The organism is Microbacterium lushaniae, from assembly GCF_008727775.1.
Classification (GTDB): domain Bacteria; phylum Actinomycetota; class Actinomycetes; order Actinomycetales; family Microbacteriaceae; genus Microbacterium; species Microbacterium lushaniae.
The window spans coordinates 1,324,675-1,340,823 of record NZ_CP044232.1; the positions used below are offsets into that span (position 1 = coordinate 1,324,675).

Here is a 16,149-nt window from a genome sequence, read left to right on the forward strand (position 1 = left end):
CATGCCCGAGCCCGACGACACCGCCACCGACGCCGGGCACGAGCTGATCAGCCGTCTGCGGGTGATCGAGTCGCAGCCGCTGGCCGATCGCGCCGACGCCTACGCCGCGCTCCACGACGAACTCGCTCGGCGCCTGGAGTCCGGTCCCGGTGCCGACAGCGGGTCGCGCGGATGACCGCTCGCCTCGACGCGGCCCTGGCCGCCCGCGGCCTGGCGCGCTCGCGCACGCATGCCGCACAGCTCATCGCAGCCGGGGTGGTCAGCGTGGACGGGCGGCCCGTGGTGAAACCCTCCACGCCGGTCGCGGACGAGGCTCGCGTCGAGGTGGCGGCGGCGGACTCCTACGTCAGCCGTGCCGCGCACAAGCTCCTCGCGGGGCTCGATGCCTTCGGCATCGACGTGTCGGGTCGGGTGGCGCTGGACCTCGGCGCCTCCACGGGCGGTTTCACGCAGGTCCTGCGCGAGCGCGGGGCCTCGCCGGTGCTCGCCGTCGACGTGGGCCACGGCCAACTCGCCCCCGAGCTTGCCGCCGACCCCGCCGTCATCGCCGTCGAGGGATACAACGTGCGGTACATGGATGCGGCGAACCTCACCGCCGCGACCGGCGTCGCCGATTCCCCCACCGTCGTCACCGGCGACCTGTCGTTCATCTCGCTCACGCACGTGCTGCCGGCCGTAGCCGCCGTCGCCGCCCCCGGCGCCGACATCGTGCTGCTGATCAAGCCCCAGTTCGAAGTGGGCCGCACCGCCGTGAAGGGCGGGCTGGTCACCGATCCCGCGCTCCGGGCCGATGCCGTGAACACCGTGCTGTGGGCGGCGTGGGATGTCGGACTGCGCACGGCGGGGCTCATCGGGTCTCCGGTTCCCGGCACGCACGGCAACCGCGAGGTCGTGGCGCACCTGAGCACGGCACGCGGCAGCGATCCGTCAGAATGGTCAGGCACCGTGAACGAAGTGGCCGGTACCCGATGAACTCGAGCGAACGCAGCATCCTGGTGGTCGTGCATTCCCGCCGCGACGACACCGTCGAGGCGGCGCGGCGTGTGCTGACCGAACTGCGTGCAGCCGGTGCGCGTCCGGTGCTGTCCGTCGACGACCGGGCCGCGCTGGGGGACCTGCTCGATCTGACGGGGGTCGGCACGCTCGCGCTGGACGTGCCCCTGGCCGACGTCGAACTGGCGATCGTCCTCGGCGGGGACGGCACGATCCTGCGTGCGGCCGAGCTCGTGCGCGGTGGCACGGCTCCCGTGCTCGGCATCAACCTCGGACATGTCGGATTCCTCGCCGAGATCGAACGCGACGACATGGACGACGCGGTGCGACGCGTCATCGCGCGCGACTACCGCGTGGAGGAGCGCCTGGCGCTGTCGGTGCGGGTGAAGGATGCCGCGAACACCGTGGTGTACGAGACGTGGGCGCTCAACGAGGCCACCGTCGAGAAGGCCAGCCGCGAGCGCATGCTCGAAGTGGTGATGGAGATCGACGGCCGGCCGCTGTCGTCGTTCGGGTGCGACGGCGTGGTGGTGGCCTCGCCGACCGGGTCCACCGCGTACAACTTCTCCGCCGGTGGCCCGGTGATCTGGCCCAACGTCGAGGCGATCGCCGTCGTGCCGCTGTCCGCGCACGCACTGTTCGCCCGTCCCCTCGTCGTCGACCCCGGCGCCGCCGTGGCGATCGAAGTGCTCGAACGCACGAGCGGCGGCGGCGTGCTGTGGTGCGACGGACGACGCTCGCACGACCTGCCGCCGGGTGCGCGGGTCGTGGTGCGCCGCTCCAGCGTGCCGGTGCGTCTGGCTCGGCTGCACCCCGCCGCGTTCACCGATCGTCTCGTGCGCAAGTTCCGTCTGCCCGTCGAAGGATGGCGCGGCCCGGACAGGGGGACGGCGTGATCGAGCAGATGCATCTGCGCGACCTGGGCGTCATCGCCGACGCGACCCTGCCCATCGGCACCGGGTTCACCGCGATCACCGGCGAGACCGGCGCGGGCAAGACCATGGTCGTCACGGGCCTGGGCCTGCTCCTGGGGCAACGGGCCGATTCGGGTGCCGTGCGCTCCGGTGCCGGCCAGGCGTCGGTGGAGGGGGTGTGGATCGTCCCCGAGGACGGGCCCGTTGCCGAGCGCGTGCGCGAGGCGGGAGGCGACGTCGAGCCGATCGGGGACGGGCGCGCCGAGGTGTATCTGGGACGGACCGTCTCCAGCGAAGGCCGCGGCCGCGCCACGGTGGGCGGGCGCACCGCCCCGGCCGGTGTGCTCGCCGACCTCGCCGATGACCTCGTGGTCGTGCACGGTCAATCCGAGCAGCTCCGTCTGCGCTCCGCCGCCGCCCAGCGCGACGCCCTCGACCGCTTCGGCGGGCAGCCGGTGGCGCGTGCACTGGCGGAGTATGGCCGGGCATACCAGGACTGGCGCGCCCTGGACGCCGAGCTGACCGCCCTCGAGAACGATCGCGACCAGCGCGCGCGCGAGGCCGAGGACCTGCGCATCCGTCTCGCCGAGATCGAGGCGGCCGCACCGGCGGCGGGGGAGGACGTGCAGCTGGCCGCGCGCGCCGAGCGCCTCGCCAACGTCGAGGAGGTTCGCCTGGCCGTCGTCACGGCGCACGAGGCGCTCTCCTCGGAAGCCGGCGCGCCCGATGTGACGACGCTGCTGGCCGAGGCCCGTCGCGCCCTCGAGCGCGCGGGCGATGCCGCACTGGGGGAGCTCGCCGAGCAGCTCGCCGAGGTGGGCTACCGCGTCGCCGACATCGCCGCGGCACTGTCGGGCCAGCTCGCCGATCTGGACGAGACCGGGCCCCACGAGCTGGCAGCCGTGGAGGAGCGGCGTGCGGTGCTGGCCGGTCTTTCGCGCACCCATGGGAGTCTGGAGGCGGCCCTGGAACTGCTGGAGACGGGGTCGGCCCGCCTCGCCGAACTGGACGACGACTCCGACCGCATCGAGCGCCTGGCCGCCGAGCGCACCGCGGCTGCTGCGCGCCTGGATGCAGCGGCCGAAGCGCTCACCGCGGTGCGCACCGACGCGGCCGGGCGCCTGGGGGAGGCCGTCACGCGCGAGCTGCACGCGCTCGCGCTGCCCGACGCGACCCTCACCGTCTCCGTGTCGCCCGGGCCGCCCTCGGCCACAGGCCGTGACGAGGTCACGATCCTGCTCGCCCCGCACCCCGGCGCCGAGCCACGCTCGGTGGCCCGGGGCGCCTCCGGGGGCGAACTCAGCCGCGTCATGCTCGCGCTGGAAGTCGTGCTCGCCGGCGTGGACCCCGTGCCCACGTTCGTGTTCGACGAGGTGGATGCGGGGATCGGCGGCGCCGCTGCCATCGAGGTGGGCCGCCGCCTCGCCCGCCTGGCCGAGACCTCACAGGTGATCGCCGTGACGCACCTCGCCCAGGTGGCGGCGTTCGCGGGGAATCACCTGTCGGTGGTCAAGGGCACCGACGGTGCGGTGACGGCGTCGAGCGTGCGCAGACTGGAGGGCGCGGACCGGGAGGCGGAGATGGCGCGACTGCTGTCGGGTATGCCGGATTCGGAGGCCGCGCTGGCCCACGCGCGCGAGCTGCTGGACACCGGGCGTACGGTCCGGTGAGCGGCGAGGCACCCGGCAGCGATCCCGCGGACGAGCCGGCACCCGAGGGCGCCATCGCCGTCGAGACGCGTCGGCCCACGCGCCTGTACCGCGGCATGGGCGGCCTCCTGCTGCGCCTGGAGGCGCGCGCCCGCGCACGGGGCTCGCGCCGCGTCCGCCTGACGAACGCGCTCGTGTGGCTCCTCGTCGCCGCGGCGGGCCAGCTGCTGCTGACCGGGCCCGTCATCAACGAACCGCGCTCGCTGGAGGACATCACATCCGCGGCCGGCGACGTGACCGAGCGGTGGATCGCGCACGACGTCGACGCCCGATTCGAGCTCGAGCGCACCGATGAGGGCCGCCTCCTCGTGCACGTCGAGGAGCGGATCACCGCCGACTTCCCGGAGGGTGTGGAAGAGACCGGCATCACCCGCATGATCGCCACGCACTACGAGGGGCACGACCTGCACCCGCGGGTGACCGGCGGCGAGCTCGACGGGGAGCCGGTCGAGGTCGCCGCGCGCGTGGGCGCCACGACCACCTCCCTGACGTGGGACACCGGAGAGGTCCTCACCGGCAGGCATGAGTTCGTCGTCCGCTACACCCTGTCCGACGTCGCCTACACCGCGCAGGATGCCTCCACGGGCCGGTTGCAGGACCTGCTGGAGTGGGAGATCCTCGGACCCTCGTGGGGGCAGGGGATGCGTGGCGTGGAGATGACGCTCGTCGTGCCGAGGGATCTGCACGACGCCCTCGAACGCACACCGCGCGCGGCGATGTCGTGGACACTGCTGAGCGACGCGACCACCCTCACCCCCGACAGCGAGACCGCCGACCAGGTCACGTACGTCGTGACGGTGGATCAGAACATGCCGCCGCACACCGACATCTGGTTCACGCTGCGCTTCGCCGAGGGCACGTTCACGATGCCCGAGCCCTCACCGCTGTACTGGGTGCTCGTGGTCGGGCCGTTCGTCCCGCTGCTGCTGCTGGCCGCCGGCCTGCTGTTCGTGCTGGCCGCCCGCGCGCTGGTGTGGAACGACGCCCGCGGCCGGGCGTGGTTCGTGCCGCAGTACGAGCCCGACCCGCAGGTGCCCGCGCCGCTGGCCTCCCGCCTCATGCGACAGGTCCTCACCGCACCCCTCGTGCAGGCGATCAGCGACGCACACGCCGGCATCGGCCCCAAGCCGGTCACGCGCATCGGCCGCGTCGCCTGGCGGACGGGACGGCTGGGGCACCTGTGGCCCGAGTGGCGCCACTATCTCTCCGCGCCGGCGTGGCGCCAGCAGTTCTTCCTGAAGCTGCGACGCGTCCCGCGCGGAATCGTGCGCGACGTGTTCATCGGGGCGACGCTGGCCCTCACGCTCGTGCAATTCGGCCTCGTGCGGCAGCTGTCCCACCAGGTCATCCTCAGCGTCTACTGGTGGCCCCTGGCGATCGTGGCCGCCACCGTCGCGCTGGCGGTCGTCATCCTCGTGATCGCGCTGTCGGCGCGGCCTCTCACCCGTGCGGGCGCCCTCGCACGCGAGCATCTGCTGGGCCTGCGGCTGTACATCGAGCAGACCCGGATGGACGAGCGCACCACGCTGCGCGACGAGCTGCTGCCCTACGTCGTGATGTTCGCCAAGCCGCGGCGCGCTCGGGAGATCGTGCTGCGTCTGCTCGACGAACGCGGCCATCAGGACCCTGGTCTGCGCACCGGGTTCTTCACGGCCGCTCGCCTGGGCGTGCGCGCGGTCGCGATGCTCGCGGTCGTCGGCGCGATCGCGGTGGCCGCCTCGCTCCCTTCGCCCTCGTTGCGGACCCCGCCGGAGGACGTCGCGTACTCGGGCGACCTGGCCGGGTCGCGGGGATGGCTCGTGACCGAGCTGGTCGCCGACGCGCGGCTGGAGCGGACGGAGGCGGGGAAGGCGGCCGTCACGGTCACCGAGACCCTCACCGTCTTCGTCGAGGATGGCCGCGACACGCTGCCCCAGGTCATGCGACAGTGGCGCGATGTCGTCCACGGGCACGACATGGGGCTGGAGGTCACCGGCGTCGCCGTCGACGGCGACCCCGTGGCGTACGAGCAGCGGCGCGAGGAGGGCATGGCCTTCGTGCAGACCCGGCTCACGCGCGACTGGGGCGGCGGCGAGCACACCGTTCAGATCCGGTACCGGCTGGCGGATGCGGCCGCCGCGGTGCAGCAGGACGGCCAGTGGTACGAGCACGTGCAGTGGACGGCCCTCAACGAGGGGTGGCGGTTCGCGTGGTCGTGGCCGGAGCAGAAGATCGAACGCGTGGCGATGACGGTACGGATGCCCGCCGAGCTCCGGGCCCAGCTCCACGAGGGCAGCGTGCTCGAGGGCCCACGGGACGAGCAGGCTCCCGGACTTCCGGCCGTTGCCCCCGGCGACGACGGGGAGGACGTGTACCGGTGGGAGCTGCTGCCCGATCCGGACGGCCGATGGACGTCCGAGGCGAGCAGGGACGTCGGTGTCCGCTTCGTGTTCCCCGCGGGAACGTTCTCCGACGTCGGCCAGGGATCGTGGTGGATGTCGCAGGTCGCCCACGCGGTGCCGATCGCACTGCCGTTGGGGCTCTCCCTCCTGGCCGCCGGCTGCGCGCTGCTGGGCCTCATTCTCCGCCTCGGCGGCGCGCCGCGGGTGTCGAAGCCCGGCCTCGTGCGCGAAGTCGTCCGGTGGATCCCGCCGTGGTTCGCCATCGCGGGAGCGATCCTCTTCGTGTGGCGCACGGCCGACTCGGTGGACAGCGATCCGCTGTTCCCGCTGCTGGGTCTTCCCGCGGGGGCGGCCGTCCTGCTGGCCCTCGCCAACTTCTACGCGACGCGCCGGCGATCGTGAGCACGCGCGGTTCCTGGCAGACTGCAGGGAACCGATCCCGCGCGCGCCGCGGCAGCGGAACCCCGACCCCCGGCTGATAGGATCGAAGCCCGTGATGCAGACTTCAGACGCGGGACATGTGAACGACACCACCAAGCACATCTTCGTGACGGGCGGTGTCGTTTCGTCTCTCGGGAAGGGCCTGACGGCGGCCAGCCTCGGCAACCTGCTCACCGCGCGCGGTCTGCGGGTCGTGATGCAGAAGCTCGACCCCTACCTGAACGTCGACCCCGGAACGATGAACCCGTTCCAGCACGGCGAGGTGTTCGTCACCGACGACGGCGCCGAGACCGACCTCGACATCGGGCACTACGAGCGATTCCTCGACATCAACCTGAGCCAGGCGGCCAACGTCACCACGGGCCAGATCTACTCGCAGGTGATCGCCCGTGAGCGCCGTGGGGAGTACCTCGGCGACACGGTCCAGGTGATCCCGCACATCACCGACGAGATCAAGCGCCGCATGCGGCTGCAGGCCACCGAGGAACCGCGCCCGGATGTCATCATCACCGAGATCGGCGGGACGGTCGGCGACATCGAGTCGCAGCCCTTCATCGAGTCGGCGCGGCAGATCCGTCACGAGCTGGGCCGCAACAACGTGTTCTTCGTGCACGTGTCGCTCGTGCCGTTCATGGGCGCCTCCGGTGAGCAGAAGACCAAGCCCACGCAGCATTCCGTCGCGACGCTGCGCTCCATCGGCATCCAGCCCGACGCGCTGGTGCTGCGCAGCGACCGCCCGGTGACGGAGTCGAACAAGCGCAAGATCGCCCTCATGTGCGACGTCGATGAAGACGCCGTGGTCAACGCAGTGGACGTGCCGAGCATCTACGACATCCCCTCGATGCTGCACGAGCAGGGACTGGACGACTACATCGTCCGTTCGCTGGGCATCGGCACGGCCGCCGAGGTGGACTGGTCGCGCTGGCAGCGTGTGCTGGAGGCCGTGCACAACCCCAAGCACGAGGTCACGATCGGACTGGTCGGCAAGTACATCGACCTGCCCGACGCGTATCTCTCGGTGACCGAGGCACTCAAGGCCGGCGGATTCGCCCACGAGACGCACGTGAAGATCACGTGGATCCCCTCCGACCTGTGCGAGACGCCGGAGCGTGCGGCCAGGGCCCTCGGCGCCCTCGACGGCATCGTGATCCCCGGCGGCTTCGGCATCCGGGGCATCGAGGGGAAGGTCGGTGCACTGCGCTTCGCGCGCGAACAGGGCATCCCGACCCTCGGCATCTGCCTGGGCCTGCAGTGCATCGTGATCGAGTACGCCCGCCACGTCGCCGGCATCGAGGACGCGTCCTCGAGCGAGTTCGACCCCGACACCGGCAACCCGATCGTGGCGACGATGGCCGAGCAGGTCGACATCCTCGACCGCGGCGACCTGGGCGGGACGATGCGCCTGGGCCTGTACCCCGCCGACCTGCTCGCCGGCTCGATCGCCGAGGAGGTGTACGGCGCCTCCCGGGTGTCCGAGCGTCACCGCCACCGCTACGAGGTCAACAACGCGTACCGCGACCAGCTGTCCGAGGCCGGCCTGGTGTTCTCGGGGACCAACCCCGACCTCGGCCTCGTGGAGTACGTCGAGCTGCCGCGCGACGTGCACCCGTACTACATCGCCACGCAGGCCCACCCCGAGCTGCGCTCGCGTCCCACCGAGCCGCATCCGCTGTTCCGCGGGCTCATCGGCGCAGCCCTCGAGCGCCACCGCGCGAGTGAGCTCTTCGACGTCGAGCAGGCCTGACGTGGACGCCGCCCAGCTGCACGACGAGCCGGTGGACCCCGACGTCATCGCCAGCGAAGTCGTGTATCGCGGGGCGGTGTGGAACGTCCGCTCCGACACCGTGCGCTACGGCGACGGCGAGATCGTCCGGCAGTACGTCGAGCACCCGGGGGCCGCGGCGGTCGTGGCACTGGACGACGAGGAGCGGATCGTCCTGATCCAGCAGTACCGTCACCCCCTTCGGCTGCGTGACTGGGAGATCCCGGCGGGGCTCCTGGATGTCGCGGGGGAGCCGCCGCTGGAGTCGGCCCGGCGCGAACTGGCCGAGGAGGTCGACCTCGTCGCCGAGCATTGGCAGCCGCTGCTGTCATTGCGCACGAGCCCCGGCGGCAACGACGAGGTCGTGCACGTGTTCCTGGCGCGCGGTCTCTCGGATGCTCCGCAGGCGTTCGCGCGTGCGGACGAGGAGGCCGACATCCGGGTCGCCCGCGTGCCGCTGAGCGACGTGGTCGACGCCGTCATGGCGGGCCGGCTGACCAACGGCATCCTCGTCGCGAGCGTCCTCGCCGCCGCCGAGGTGCTGCGGCGCGAGACGGGCGACACGGCGGGGCGGTGACGTGCGCCTCCCGCGCGCGGTCGACGCCTACCTGCGGCACAGTTCGCTCGAGCGCGGGCTCTCCGAGCACACCGTGGCCGCCTACCGGCGCGACCTCGCCGGCTACGTGGAGTGGCTCGCCGGCCACGGCGTGGACGACACCGACGAGGTGACCGACGCACTCGTGACGGAGTTCGCCGCCGAGCGTGCCTCCGCACAGCCCCCGCCCGCGGCATCCAGTCTCGCCCGGCTGCAGTCCTCGGTGCGGGGCCTGCACCGCTTCCTCGCGCGCGAGGGCATCTCCGACGACGACCCCTCCGGGCGCCTGCGCCCACCCAAGGCCGCCCGGCGCCTGCCGAAGGCGCTCACGATCGACCAGGTCTCGCAGCTCATCGACGCATCCGGGCCCGCGCCCGAGGACGCGGCGCCGGGAGAGGTGGCCGGCATCCGCGATCGGGCGCTGCTGGAGCTGCTGTACGCCACTGGCGCGCGCGTGTCGGAGATCGTGCAGCTCGACGTCGACGACCTCGCCCACGGCGACGTGCTGCGCGTGCGGGGCAAGGGCTCCAAGGAGCGCATCGTGCCGGTGGGGTCGTTCGCGCGCCGCGCAGTGGAGGCCTACCTGACGCGGGTGCGCCCCGAGCTGGCGCGGCGCGGACCGGCCACCCCACGCCTGTTCCTGGGCATGCGCGGTGCGCCCCTGTCGCGCCAGAGCGCCTGGCTCGTGCTGCAGCAGGCAGCCGACCGCGCGGGCCTGACGGCGCACGTGTCCCCGCACACGCTGCGCCACTCGTTCGCGACGCACCTGCTGCAAGGCGGCGCCGACGTGCGCGTCGTGCAGGAACTGCTCGGGCACGCGTCGGTGTCCACGACGCAGATCTACACGCACGTCAGCGTCGACGCGCTGCGCGACGTGTACGCCACGTCGCATCCGCGCGCCCGGTAAGCCAACGGATGCGGCGCGCATCCCGTGGCGCGGGGCGACCCCGGCTAGAATCGGTGCACGTTATGGCAAGGGCAGGAGAGTCGGTGGCGGGCAGCACGACGAAGGGCAAGGCGAAAGCCGCGGCAGGGGGAGACGAGGTCACCCTCGGCCCGACCGGTCGTCCCTACCACGGATTCCCGACCCCGCCGAAGCTCAACGGCCACGGTCCGGCGCGCATCATCGCGCTGTGCAACCAGAAGGGCGGCGTGGGCAAGACCACGACGACCATCAACCTCGCCGCAGCCCTCGCCGGTTACGGCCGCAAGGTGCTCGCGATCGACTTCGATCCGCAGGGCGCGCTGTCGGCGGGCCTGGGCATCCAGACCCACGACCTACCGACGATCTACGATCTGCTCCTGGACACCAAGCGCGACCCGCACGAGACGATCGTGCACACCTCCGTCGAGGGCCTGGACGTCATCCCCGCGAACATCGACCTGTCCGCCGCCGAAGTGCATCTCGTCAACGAGGTGGCCCGCGAGACGATCCTCGCGCGCGTGCTGCGCCACGTCACTCCCGAGTACGACGTCATCCTCATCGACTGCCAGCCGTCGCTCGGCCTCCTCACCGTCAACGCCCTCACCGCGAGCCACGGCGTCGTCATCCCGCTCGAGTGCGAGTTCTTCGCGCTGCGCGGCGTGGCCCTCCTCGTCGAGACGATCGACAAGGTGCGTGACCGCCTGAACCCCGCCATCACCCTCGACGGCGTGCTCGCCACGATGTACGACCCGCGCACGCTCCACTCGCGCGAAGTGCTCGAGCGGGTGGTCGAAGCCTTCGGCGACGACGTGCTGGAGACCGTCATCGGACGTACCGTGAAGTTCCCGGACGCGTCGGTCTCCGGCGTGCCGATCACCGAGTTCGCCCCCGAGCACGCGGCCGCTCAGGCGTACCTGCGCCTGGCGCGGGAACTGGTCGCCCGTGGCGCCGTCGCCTGACGAGGCGCACGGTCGGTTCCGCGTCTCGCTGCCGGTCTTCGACGGCCCCTTCGACCTTCTCCTGACCCTCATCTCCCAGCGGGAACTCGACATCACCGAGGTGGCCCTCAGCGCCGTCACCGACGAGTTCATCGCGTACCTCCGGGCGATGGGCCCGGACGCGCAGATGGACGAGGCATCCGAGTTCCTCGTCGTGGCAGCGACGCTGCTGGACATGAAGGTCGCCGGGCTCCTGCCGCAGGGGGAACTGGTCGACGCCGAATCGGTCGCGCTCCTGGAAGCCCGCGACCTGCTGTTCGCGCGGCTTCTGCAGTACCGCGCGTTCAAAGAGGTGGCCGGCTGGTTCTCCGAACGGCTGCAGTCCGAAGACCGCCGGCACGTGCGCGCCGTGCGCCTGGACGAGAAGTACCGCAACGCCGCCCCCGAGTTGGTGTGGAGCCTCAGCCCCGACGACTTCGCGGCGCTGGCGCTGCTGGCCTTCGCGCCGAAGGAGATCCCGCGCGTGGGCCTGGACCATCTGCACGCGCCGCTGGTCAGCATCCGCGAGCAGGCCGCCGTCGTGGTCACGCTGCTGCGCGACTCCGGTGCGCTGACCTTCCGCGACCTCGTCGCCGGTGTCACCCAGACCGGGGTCGTCGTGGCGCGCTTCCTCTCGGTGCTCGAGCTGTACCGCCTCGCCGCACTGTCGTTCGAGCAGGTGGAGCCGCTCGGCGAACTCACGCTCCGCTGGACCGCCGAACGGTGGTCGGAGGAGAATCTCGCAACTTTGGGAGCCGATTATGACCGATGAGCCTTCGACCGGAACGGACGTCGCCCGGCGCCTGGAGGCGATCCTCATGGTCGTCGACGAGCCGCAGAGCCTCGTGAGCCTCGCCGCAGCCGTGGGGGCCCCCGTCGCCGCGGTGCGCCAGGCGATCGACACGCTCGTGGACGACTACGACGGTCGCGCCGGGGGACCGCGGCGAGGCTTCGAGCTGCGCGAAGTCGGCGGCGGATGGCGCGTGTACGTGCGGCCCGAGCACGACGACCTCGTGTCGGAGTTCGTGAACACGCAGGCGCCCTCGCGCCTGTCGCAGGCAGCCCTGGAGACCCTCGCCGTGATCGCGTACAAGCAGCCGGTCACACGCGGGCAGGTGGCCTCCATCCGCGCCGTCAACGTCGACTCGGTCGTGCGCACCCTGCTCTCGCGGGGGCTCATCACCGAGGTGTCCACCGACCCCGAGACCGGCGCGATCAACTACGGCACGACCGACGCGCTGCTGGTGAACCTCGGTATCAACTCCCTCGACGAGCTTCCCCACATCTCGCCGCTGCTGGACGACGGCTCCGAAGGCTTCGACCTGGAGGGCGTGCGATGAGCGAGCCGCGCAGCACAGAGGGCGTCCGGCTGCAGAAGGCTCTCGCCAACGCCGGCGTGGCCTCGCGCCGCGTGTCCGAGCAGCTGATCGTCGAGGGGCGCGTGCGCGTGAACGGCGTCGTCGTCACCGAGCTGGGCAGCCGCGTGGATCCGGATGCCGACCTCATCGACGTCGACGGCGTGGCCGTGCAGCTGGACACCGGCAAGCGCTACGTCATGCTCAACAAGCCCACCGGCGTCGTGAGCACCATGAAGGACGAACGCGGCCGCCCCGACCTGCGCCGCTTCACCGCTGAGTGGGACGAGCGCCTCTACAACGTCGGCCGCCTGGATGCCGACACCAGCGGACTGCTCGTGCTCACCAACGACGGCGACCTCGCCCACGTCCTGGCGCATCCGTCGTTCGGGGTCACCAAGGTGTACATCGCCCAGGTCGAGGGGCGCGTCACGGCCCAGACGATCGCGCGCCTGACGCGCGGGATCGAGCTCGAGGACGGACCCATCGCCGCCGACAAGGCGCGCCTGCTGGATGCGTCGGGCGACTCGAGCCTCGTGGAACTGACGCTGCACTCCGGCCGCAATCGCATCGTGCGCCGCATGATGGCCGAGGTGGGGCATCCGGTCGTCGAGCTCGTGCGCCGCCAGTTCGGACCGCTGCACCTGGGAACCCTCCCGGTTGGGCGGGCACGCGAGTTGACTAAGCTGGAACGCGGTGCGCTGTTGACCCTCTCCCGTGGCGAGGGCGCACCGGACGACACCCCGTGAGCGATTCGATGAACTCTTCCGCGCGCGCGGCCGCACCGCTGGCCCCGCGTGTTCGGGGGACGGTGCGCATCGTCGGCGCGGGGCTCCTGGGCTCCAGCATCGGGCACGCCCTCACCGCCCGCGGCATCGACGTGGCGCTGGACGACGCCTCGCCCGCCCAGCTGCGGCTCGCCGTGGACTACGGCGCCGGGCGCTTCGCGCAGCCGGACGACGCCCCCTCGCTCATCGTCGTGGCCGTGCCCCCCGACGTCACCGCCGACGTCATCGCGCGCGAGCTCTCCGCCCATCCCGGAGTCGTCGTCACCGACGTCGCGAGCGTCAAGCTCCAGCCGCTGCACGAATTGCGCGCGCGCGGAATCGACCTGACGCACTACATCGGGTCGCACCCGCTGGCCGGCCGCGAACGCGGCGGCGCCATCTCCGCGCGTGCCGACCTGTTCATCGGGCGCCCGTGGGTCGTCTGCCGCGACGGCGAGACGCCCGCGGACGACCTCGCGCTCGTGGAGGGCCTCGCACTGGATCTGGGCGCCGTCCCGCTGGAGATGTCGCCGGAGGAGCACGACCGCTCCGTCGCGCTGGTCTCGCACGTGCCGCAACTGGTCGCGAGCCTGCTCGCCGGGCGGTTCGTCGACGCCCCCGACGGTGCGCTGGGCCTGGCCGGACAGGGCGTGCGCGACACGACGCGCATCGCCGCATCCGCCCCCGAACTGTGGGTGCAGATCCTCGGCGCCAACGCCGAGCCGGTCGTCGACGTGCTCGATGCGCTCGCGGCCGATCTGTCGGCGGTGGCGACGGCGCTGCGCGCTCCGGATGCCCCGGGCGCACGCCGCGCGGTGGCCGACACCATCCGCCGTGGCAACGACGGCGTCGAGCGCCTGCCCGGCAAGCACGGGCAGAACCGCCGCTTCGACTCGTTCGTGGTGATGGTCGATGACACCCCCGGCCAGCTCGGGCGACTGTTCGGCGAGCTGGGGGAGCTGGGCGTCAACGTCGAAGACCTGCGCCTGGAGCACTCGCCCGGCGCGCAGTTCGGTCTCGCCGAGATCAGCGTCGTCCCCGATGCCGTCCGCCCCGCCACCGAAGGCCTGACCGCGCGCGGCTGGCGGATTGCGAGCACCAATGACTGACTCCACCATGACGACCGGCCCGACGATCATCGCCGTGGACGGCCCGGCCGGCAGCGGCAAGTCCAGCGTGTCGAAGGAGGCCGCCCGCCGACTGGGCTTCGGCTACCTCGACACCGGCGCGGCCTACCGGGCGCTGGCCTGGCACGCCCTCGAGCACGGCGCCGACACCTCCGACGCGTCGGCCGTGCTGGACGTGTTCGGCGACTTCGACTTCGCCATCTCCCTCGACCCCGACGCCTACTGGGTGGGTGTGGGCGGCCACGATGTGACGGCCGCGATCCGCGAGCCGCGTGTGACCGACGCCGTCAGCGGTGTCGCACGCATCCCGGCGGTGCGCCACGGCGTGAACGCGCTGTTCCGCCGGCTCGTGGCCGAGTCGGCACTCCCGGGCGTCATCGTGGAAGGGCGCGACATCACGACCGTCGTGGCACCCGAAGCGCCCGTGCGCATCCTGCTGACCGCCGCTCCCGAGGTGCGTGCCGCGCGACGCAGCGCCGAGGTCACCACGCAGGATGCCGCCGCCGTCGCTGCCGCGCTGCACCGCCGCGACGCATCCGACTCCACCGTCGTCGACTTCCTCACTGCCGCCCCCGGCGTGCAGGTGGTCGATTCGACCGACCTTGATTTCCCGCACACCGTCGACGCCGTTCTCGCGGTCGTCGAACGCACGATTGGAGCCCGCGATGGGCGTTGACGAAGACGAATACGAAGGCGGGCCCGACCAGCTCGCCGAGAAGATGGGCGAGCTGGACGACGCCCTCGCCGACCAGCGCGCCGCGGCCCTCCGGGCGAGCCTGGAGGACTTCGACCTGGATGAGGAGGACGCCGAGCTCCTCGCCGGCCTCGCCGAGGACGGCGACGGGATCGAGTATCTCCCCGCCCTCCCCGTCGTCGCGATCGTGGGGCGCCCGAACGTCGGCAAGTCGGCCCTGGTCAACCGCATCCTGGGTCGTCGCGAGGCCGTCGTGGAAGACACCCCCGGTGTCACGCGCGACCGCGTGACGTACAAGGCCGAGTGGATGGACCGCCGCTTCTCGCTCGTCGACACCGGCGGATGGGAACCGGACGCCCGCGGCATCGACCGTTCGGTGGCCGCGCAGGCGGAGGTCGCGATCGACCTCGCCGACGTCGTGCTGTTCGTCGTCGACGCGCGCGTGGGGGCCACCTCCACCGACGAGCACGTCGTGAAGCTGCTGCGCCGCAGCGGCAAGCCGGTCTTCCTCGTGGCCAACAAGATCGACGACGCGCGGCAGGAACCCGAGGCCGCCGCGCTGTGGAGCCTGGGCCTGGGCGAGCCGTACCCCGTGTCGGCCATTCACGGGCGCGGTGTGGCCGACCTGCTGGACGCGGTCATGAAGGTGCTCCCCGAAGTCTCGGCGGTGGCGAAGTTCGAGATCGGCGGTCCGCGACGCGTGGCGATCCTCGGTCGCCCCAACGTGGGGAAGTCCTCCCTGCTGAACAAGGCGGCCGGCGAGGAGCGCGTTGTCGTCAACGAGCTGGCGGGAACCACCCGCGACCCGGTGGACGAGGTCGTCGAGCTCGGCGGACGCCTGTGGCGTCTCGTCGACACCGCGGGAATCCGCCGCCGCGTGCACCTGCAGCAGGGCGCGGACTTCTACGCGTCGCTGCGCACCTCCACCGCGTTGGAGAAGGCCGAGGTCGCCGTCGTCGTGCTGGACGTGTCGCAGCCGCTCAGCGAACAGGACGTGCGGATCATCGACCTCGTGCTCGAGTCCGGCCGCGCGCTCGTGCTGGCGTTCAACAAGTGGGATCTGCTCACCACCCCGGAGCTGGAGAACCAGGATCGCCGGCGTTATCTCGAACGGGAGATCGAGCAGGATCTCGCCCACGTCGCATGGGCGCCGCGCGTGAACATTTCCGCGCGCACCGGTCGCCACCTCGACAAGCTCGTGCCCGCGCTGGAGACCGCGCTGGCCTCGTGGGACCAGCGCATCCCGACGGGCAAGTTCAACGCCTTCCTCTCCGAACTCGTCGCCGAGCACCCGCATCCGCTGCGCGGAGGCAAGCAGCCGCGCATCCTGTTCGGCACGCAGGCGTCCACGCGCCCGCCGACCTTCGTCCTGTTCACGACCGGATTCCTCGACCCCGGCTACCGCCGCTTCATCCAGCGCCGCCTGCGCGAGATCTACGGCTTCGAGGGCACCCCGATCGTGCTGAACATGCGTATCCGGGAGCGCCGCCAGCGCTGAGCGCACCGGGG

15 protein-coding genes are annotated in these 16,149 nt (G+C 71.9%); all 15 read left to right on the forward strand.

The annotated features are described in order from the left end of the window. Position 1 precedes the first annotated feature (1 nt). The 15 genes from F6J85_RS17665 (at position 2) to der (ending at position 16,138) form a co-directional block, all read left to right on the forward strand. Entirely contained in the window at positions 2-175 is a 174-nt protein-coding gene (locus tag F6J85_RS17665) for a hypothetical protein (RefSeq protein ID WP_167747746.1), read from the forward strand. Further along, positions 172-972 carry a TlyA family RNA methyltransferase gene (locus F6J85_RS06125; protein ID WP_150924257.1) on the forward strand — a complete coding sequence of 267 codons (801 nt, stop codon included), beginning with the start codon at positions 172-174 and terminating at the stop codon, positions 970-972. The genes F6J85_RS17665 and F6J85_RS06125 overlap by 4 nt, the downstream gene beginning before the upstream one ends. Then, positions 969-1,889: an NAD kinase gene (locus F6J85_RS06130; protein ID WP_150924258.1), complete on the forward strand. Its 921-nt coding sequence runs from the start codon at positions 969-971 to the stop codon at positions 1,887-1,889. The genes F6J85_RS06125 and F6J85_RS06130 overlap by 4 nt, the downstream gene beginning before the upstream one ends. After that, positions 1,886-3,577: a DNA repair protein RecN gene (recN, locus tag F6J85_RS06135; RefSeq protein ID WP_150924259.1), complete on the forward strand. Its 1,692-nt coding sequence runs from the start codon at positions 1,886-1,888 to the stop codon at positions 3,575-3,577. The genes F6J85_RS06130 and recN overlap by 4 nt, the downstream gene beginning before the upstream one ends. After that, positions 3,574-6,399 carry a DUF2207 domain-containing protein gene (locus tag F6J85_RS06140; RefSeq protein WP_150924260.1) on the forward strand — a complete coding sequence of 942 codons (2,826 nt, stop codon included), beginning with the start codon at positions 3,574-3,576 and terminating at the stop codon, positions 6,397-6,399. The genes recN and F6J85_RS06140 overlap by 4 nt, the downstream gene beginning before the upstream one ends. 94 nt (positions 6,400-6,493) lie before the next feature. Beyond that, positions 6,494-8,182: a CTP synthase gene (locus F6J85_RS06145; RefSeq protein ID WP_150924261.1), complete on the forward strand. Its 1,689-nt coding sequence runs from the start codon at positions 6,494-6,496 to the stop codon at positions 8,180-8,182. A 1-nt stretch (position 8,183) separates the two neighbouring features. Beyond that, the gene (locus F6J85_RS06150) at positions 8,184-8,777 is read left to right on the forward strand and encodes an NUDIX domain-containing protein (protein WP_150924262.1); all 594 of its coding nucleotides are present in this window, start codon (positions 8,184-8,186) and stop codon (positions 8,775-8,777) included. Position 8,778: 1 nt separating this feature from the next. Continuing rightward, on the forward strand, positions 8,779-9,702 hold the full coding sequence (gene xerD, locus F6J85_RS06155; RefSeq protein ID WP_150924263.1) for a site-specific tyrosine recombinase XerD: 924 nt from the start codon (positions 8,779-8,781) through the stop codon (positions 9,700-9,702). Positions 9,703-9,764: 62 nt separating this feature from the next. After that, positions 9,765-10,679, forward strand: a complete 915-nt coding sequence (locus F6J85_RS06160) for a ParA family protein (protein WP_150924264.1) — start codon at positions 9,765-9,767, stop codon at positions 10,677-10,679. Further along, entirely contained in the window at positions 10,663-11,469 is an 807-nt protein-coding gene (locus F6J85_RS06165; protein ID WP_150924265.1) for a segregation and condensation protein A, read from the forward strand. The genes F6J85_RS06160 and F6J85_RS06165 overlap by 17 nt, the downstream gene beginning before the upstream one ends. After that, positions 11,459-12,037, forward strand: a complete 579-nt coding sequence (gene scpB, locus F6J85_RS06170) for an SMC-Scp complex subunit ScpB (RefSeq protein ID WP_150922003.1) — start codon at positions 11,459-11,461, stop codon at positions 12,035-12,037. The genes F6J85_RS06165 and scpB overlap by 11 nt, the downstream gene beginning before the upstream one ends. Further along, positions 12,034-12,801: a pseudouridine synthase gene (locus F6J85_RS06175; RefSeq protein WP_150922004.1), complete on the forward strand. Its 768-nt coding sequence runs from the start codon at positions 12,034-12,036 to the stop codon at positions 12,799-12,801. The genes scpB and F6J85_RS06175 overlap by 4 nt, the downstream gene beginning before the upstream one ends. 8 nt (positions 12,802-12,809) lie before the next feature. Further along, on the forward strand, positions 12,810-13,928 hold the full coding sequence (locus F6J85_RS06180) for a prephenate dehydrogenase (RefSeq protein ID WP_420846137.1): 1,119 nt from the start codon (positions 12,810-12,812) through the stop codon (positions 13,926-13,928). Further along, positions 13,921-14,622, forward strand: a complete 702-nt coding sequence (gene cmk / locus F6J85_RS06185) for a (d)CMP kinase (protein ID WP_191906766.1) — start codon at positions 13,921-13,923, stop codon at positions 14,620-14,622. Before F6J85_RS06180 ends, cmk begins: the two co-directional genes overlap by 8 nt. Before the next feature lie 43 nt (positions 14,623-14,665). After that, complete coding sequence (gene der, locus F6J85_RS06190; RefSeq protein WP_420846144.1) at positions 14,666-16,138, forward strand: ribosome biogenesis GTPase Der; 1,473 nt, start codon at positions 14,666-14,668, stop codon at positions 16,136-16,138. Positions 16,139-16,149: the final 11 nt, after the last annotated feature.

What these genes read in the sequence shown, in the direction of transcription:
- F6J85_RS17665 (WP_167747746.1), top strand. Translation starts at nt 2, where the DNA reads ATGCCCGAGCCCGACGACACCGCCACCGACGCCGGGCACGAGCTGATC.
- F6J85_RS06125 (WP_150924257.1), top strand. Translation starts at nt 172, where the DNA reads ATGACCGCTCGCCTCGACGCGGCCCTGGCCGCCCGCGGCCTGGCGCGC.
- F6J85_RS06130 (WP_150924258.1), top strand. Translation starts at nt 969, where the DNA reads ATGAACTCGAGCGAACGCAGCATCCTGGTGGTCGTGCATTCCCGCCGC.
- F6J85_RS06145 (WP_150924261.1), top strand. Translation starts at nt 6,494, where the DNA reads ATGCAGACTTCAGACGCGGGACATGTGAACGACACCACCAAGCACATC.
- F6J85_RS06160 (WP_150924264.1), top strand. Translation starts at nt 9,765, where the DNA reads ATGGCAAGGGCAGGAGAGTCGGTGGCGGGCAGCACGACGAAGGGCAAG.
- scpB (WP_150922003.1), top strand. Translation starts at nt 11,459, where the DNA reads ATGACCGATGAGCCTTCGACCGGAACGGACGTCGCCCGGCGCCTGGAG.
- F6J85_RS06175 (WP_150922004.1), top strand. Translation starts at nt 12,034, where the DNA reads ATGAGCGAGCCGCGCAGCACAGAGGGCGTCCGGCTGCAGAAGGCTCTC.
- F6J85_RS06180 (WP_420846137.1), top strand. Translation starts at nt 12,810, where the DNA reads ATGAACTCTTCCGCGCGCGCGGCCGCACCGCTGGCCCCGCGTGTTCGG.
- cmk (WP_191906766.1), top strand. Translation starts at nt 13,921, where the DNA reads ATGACTGACTCCACCATGACGACCGGCCCGACGATCATCGCCGTGGAC.
- der (WP_420846144.1), top strand. Translation starts at nt 14,666, where the DNA reads ATGGGCGAGCTGGACGACGCCCTCGCCGACCAGCGCGCCGCGGCCCTC.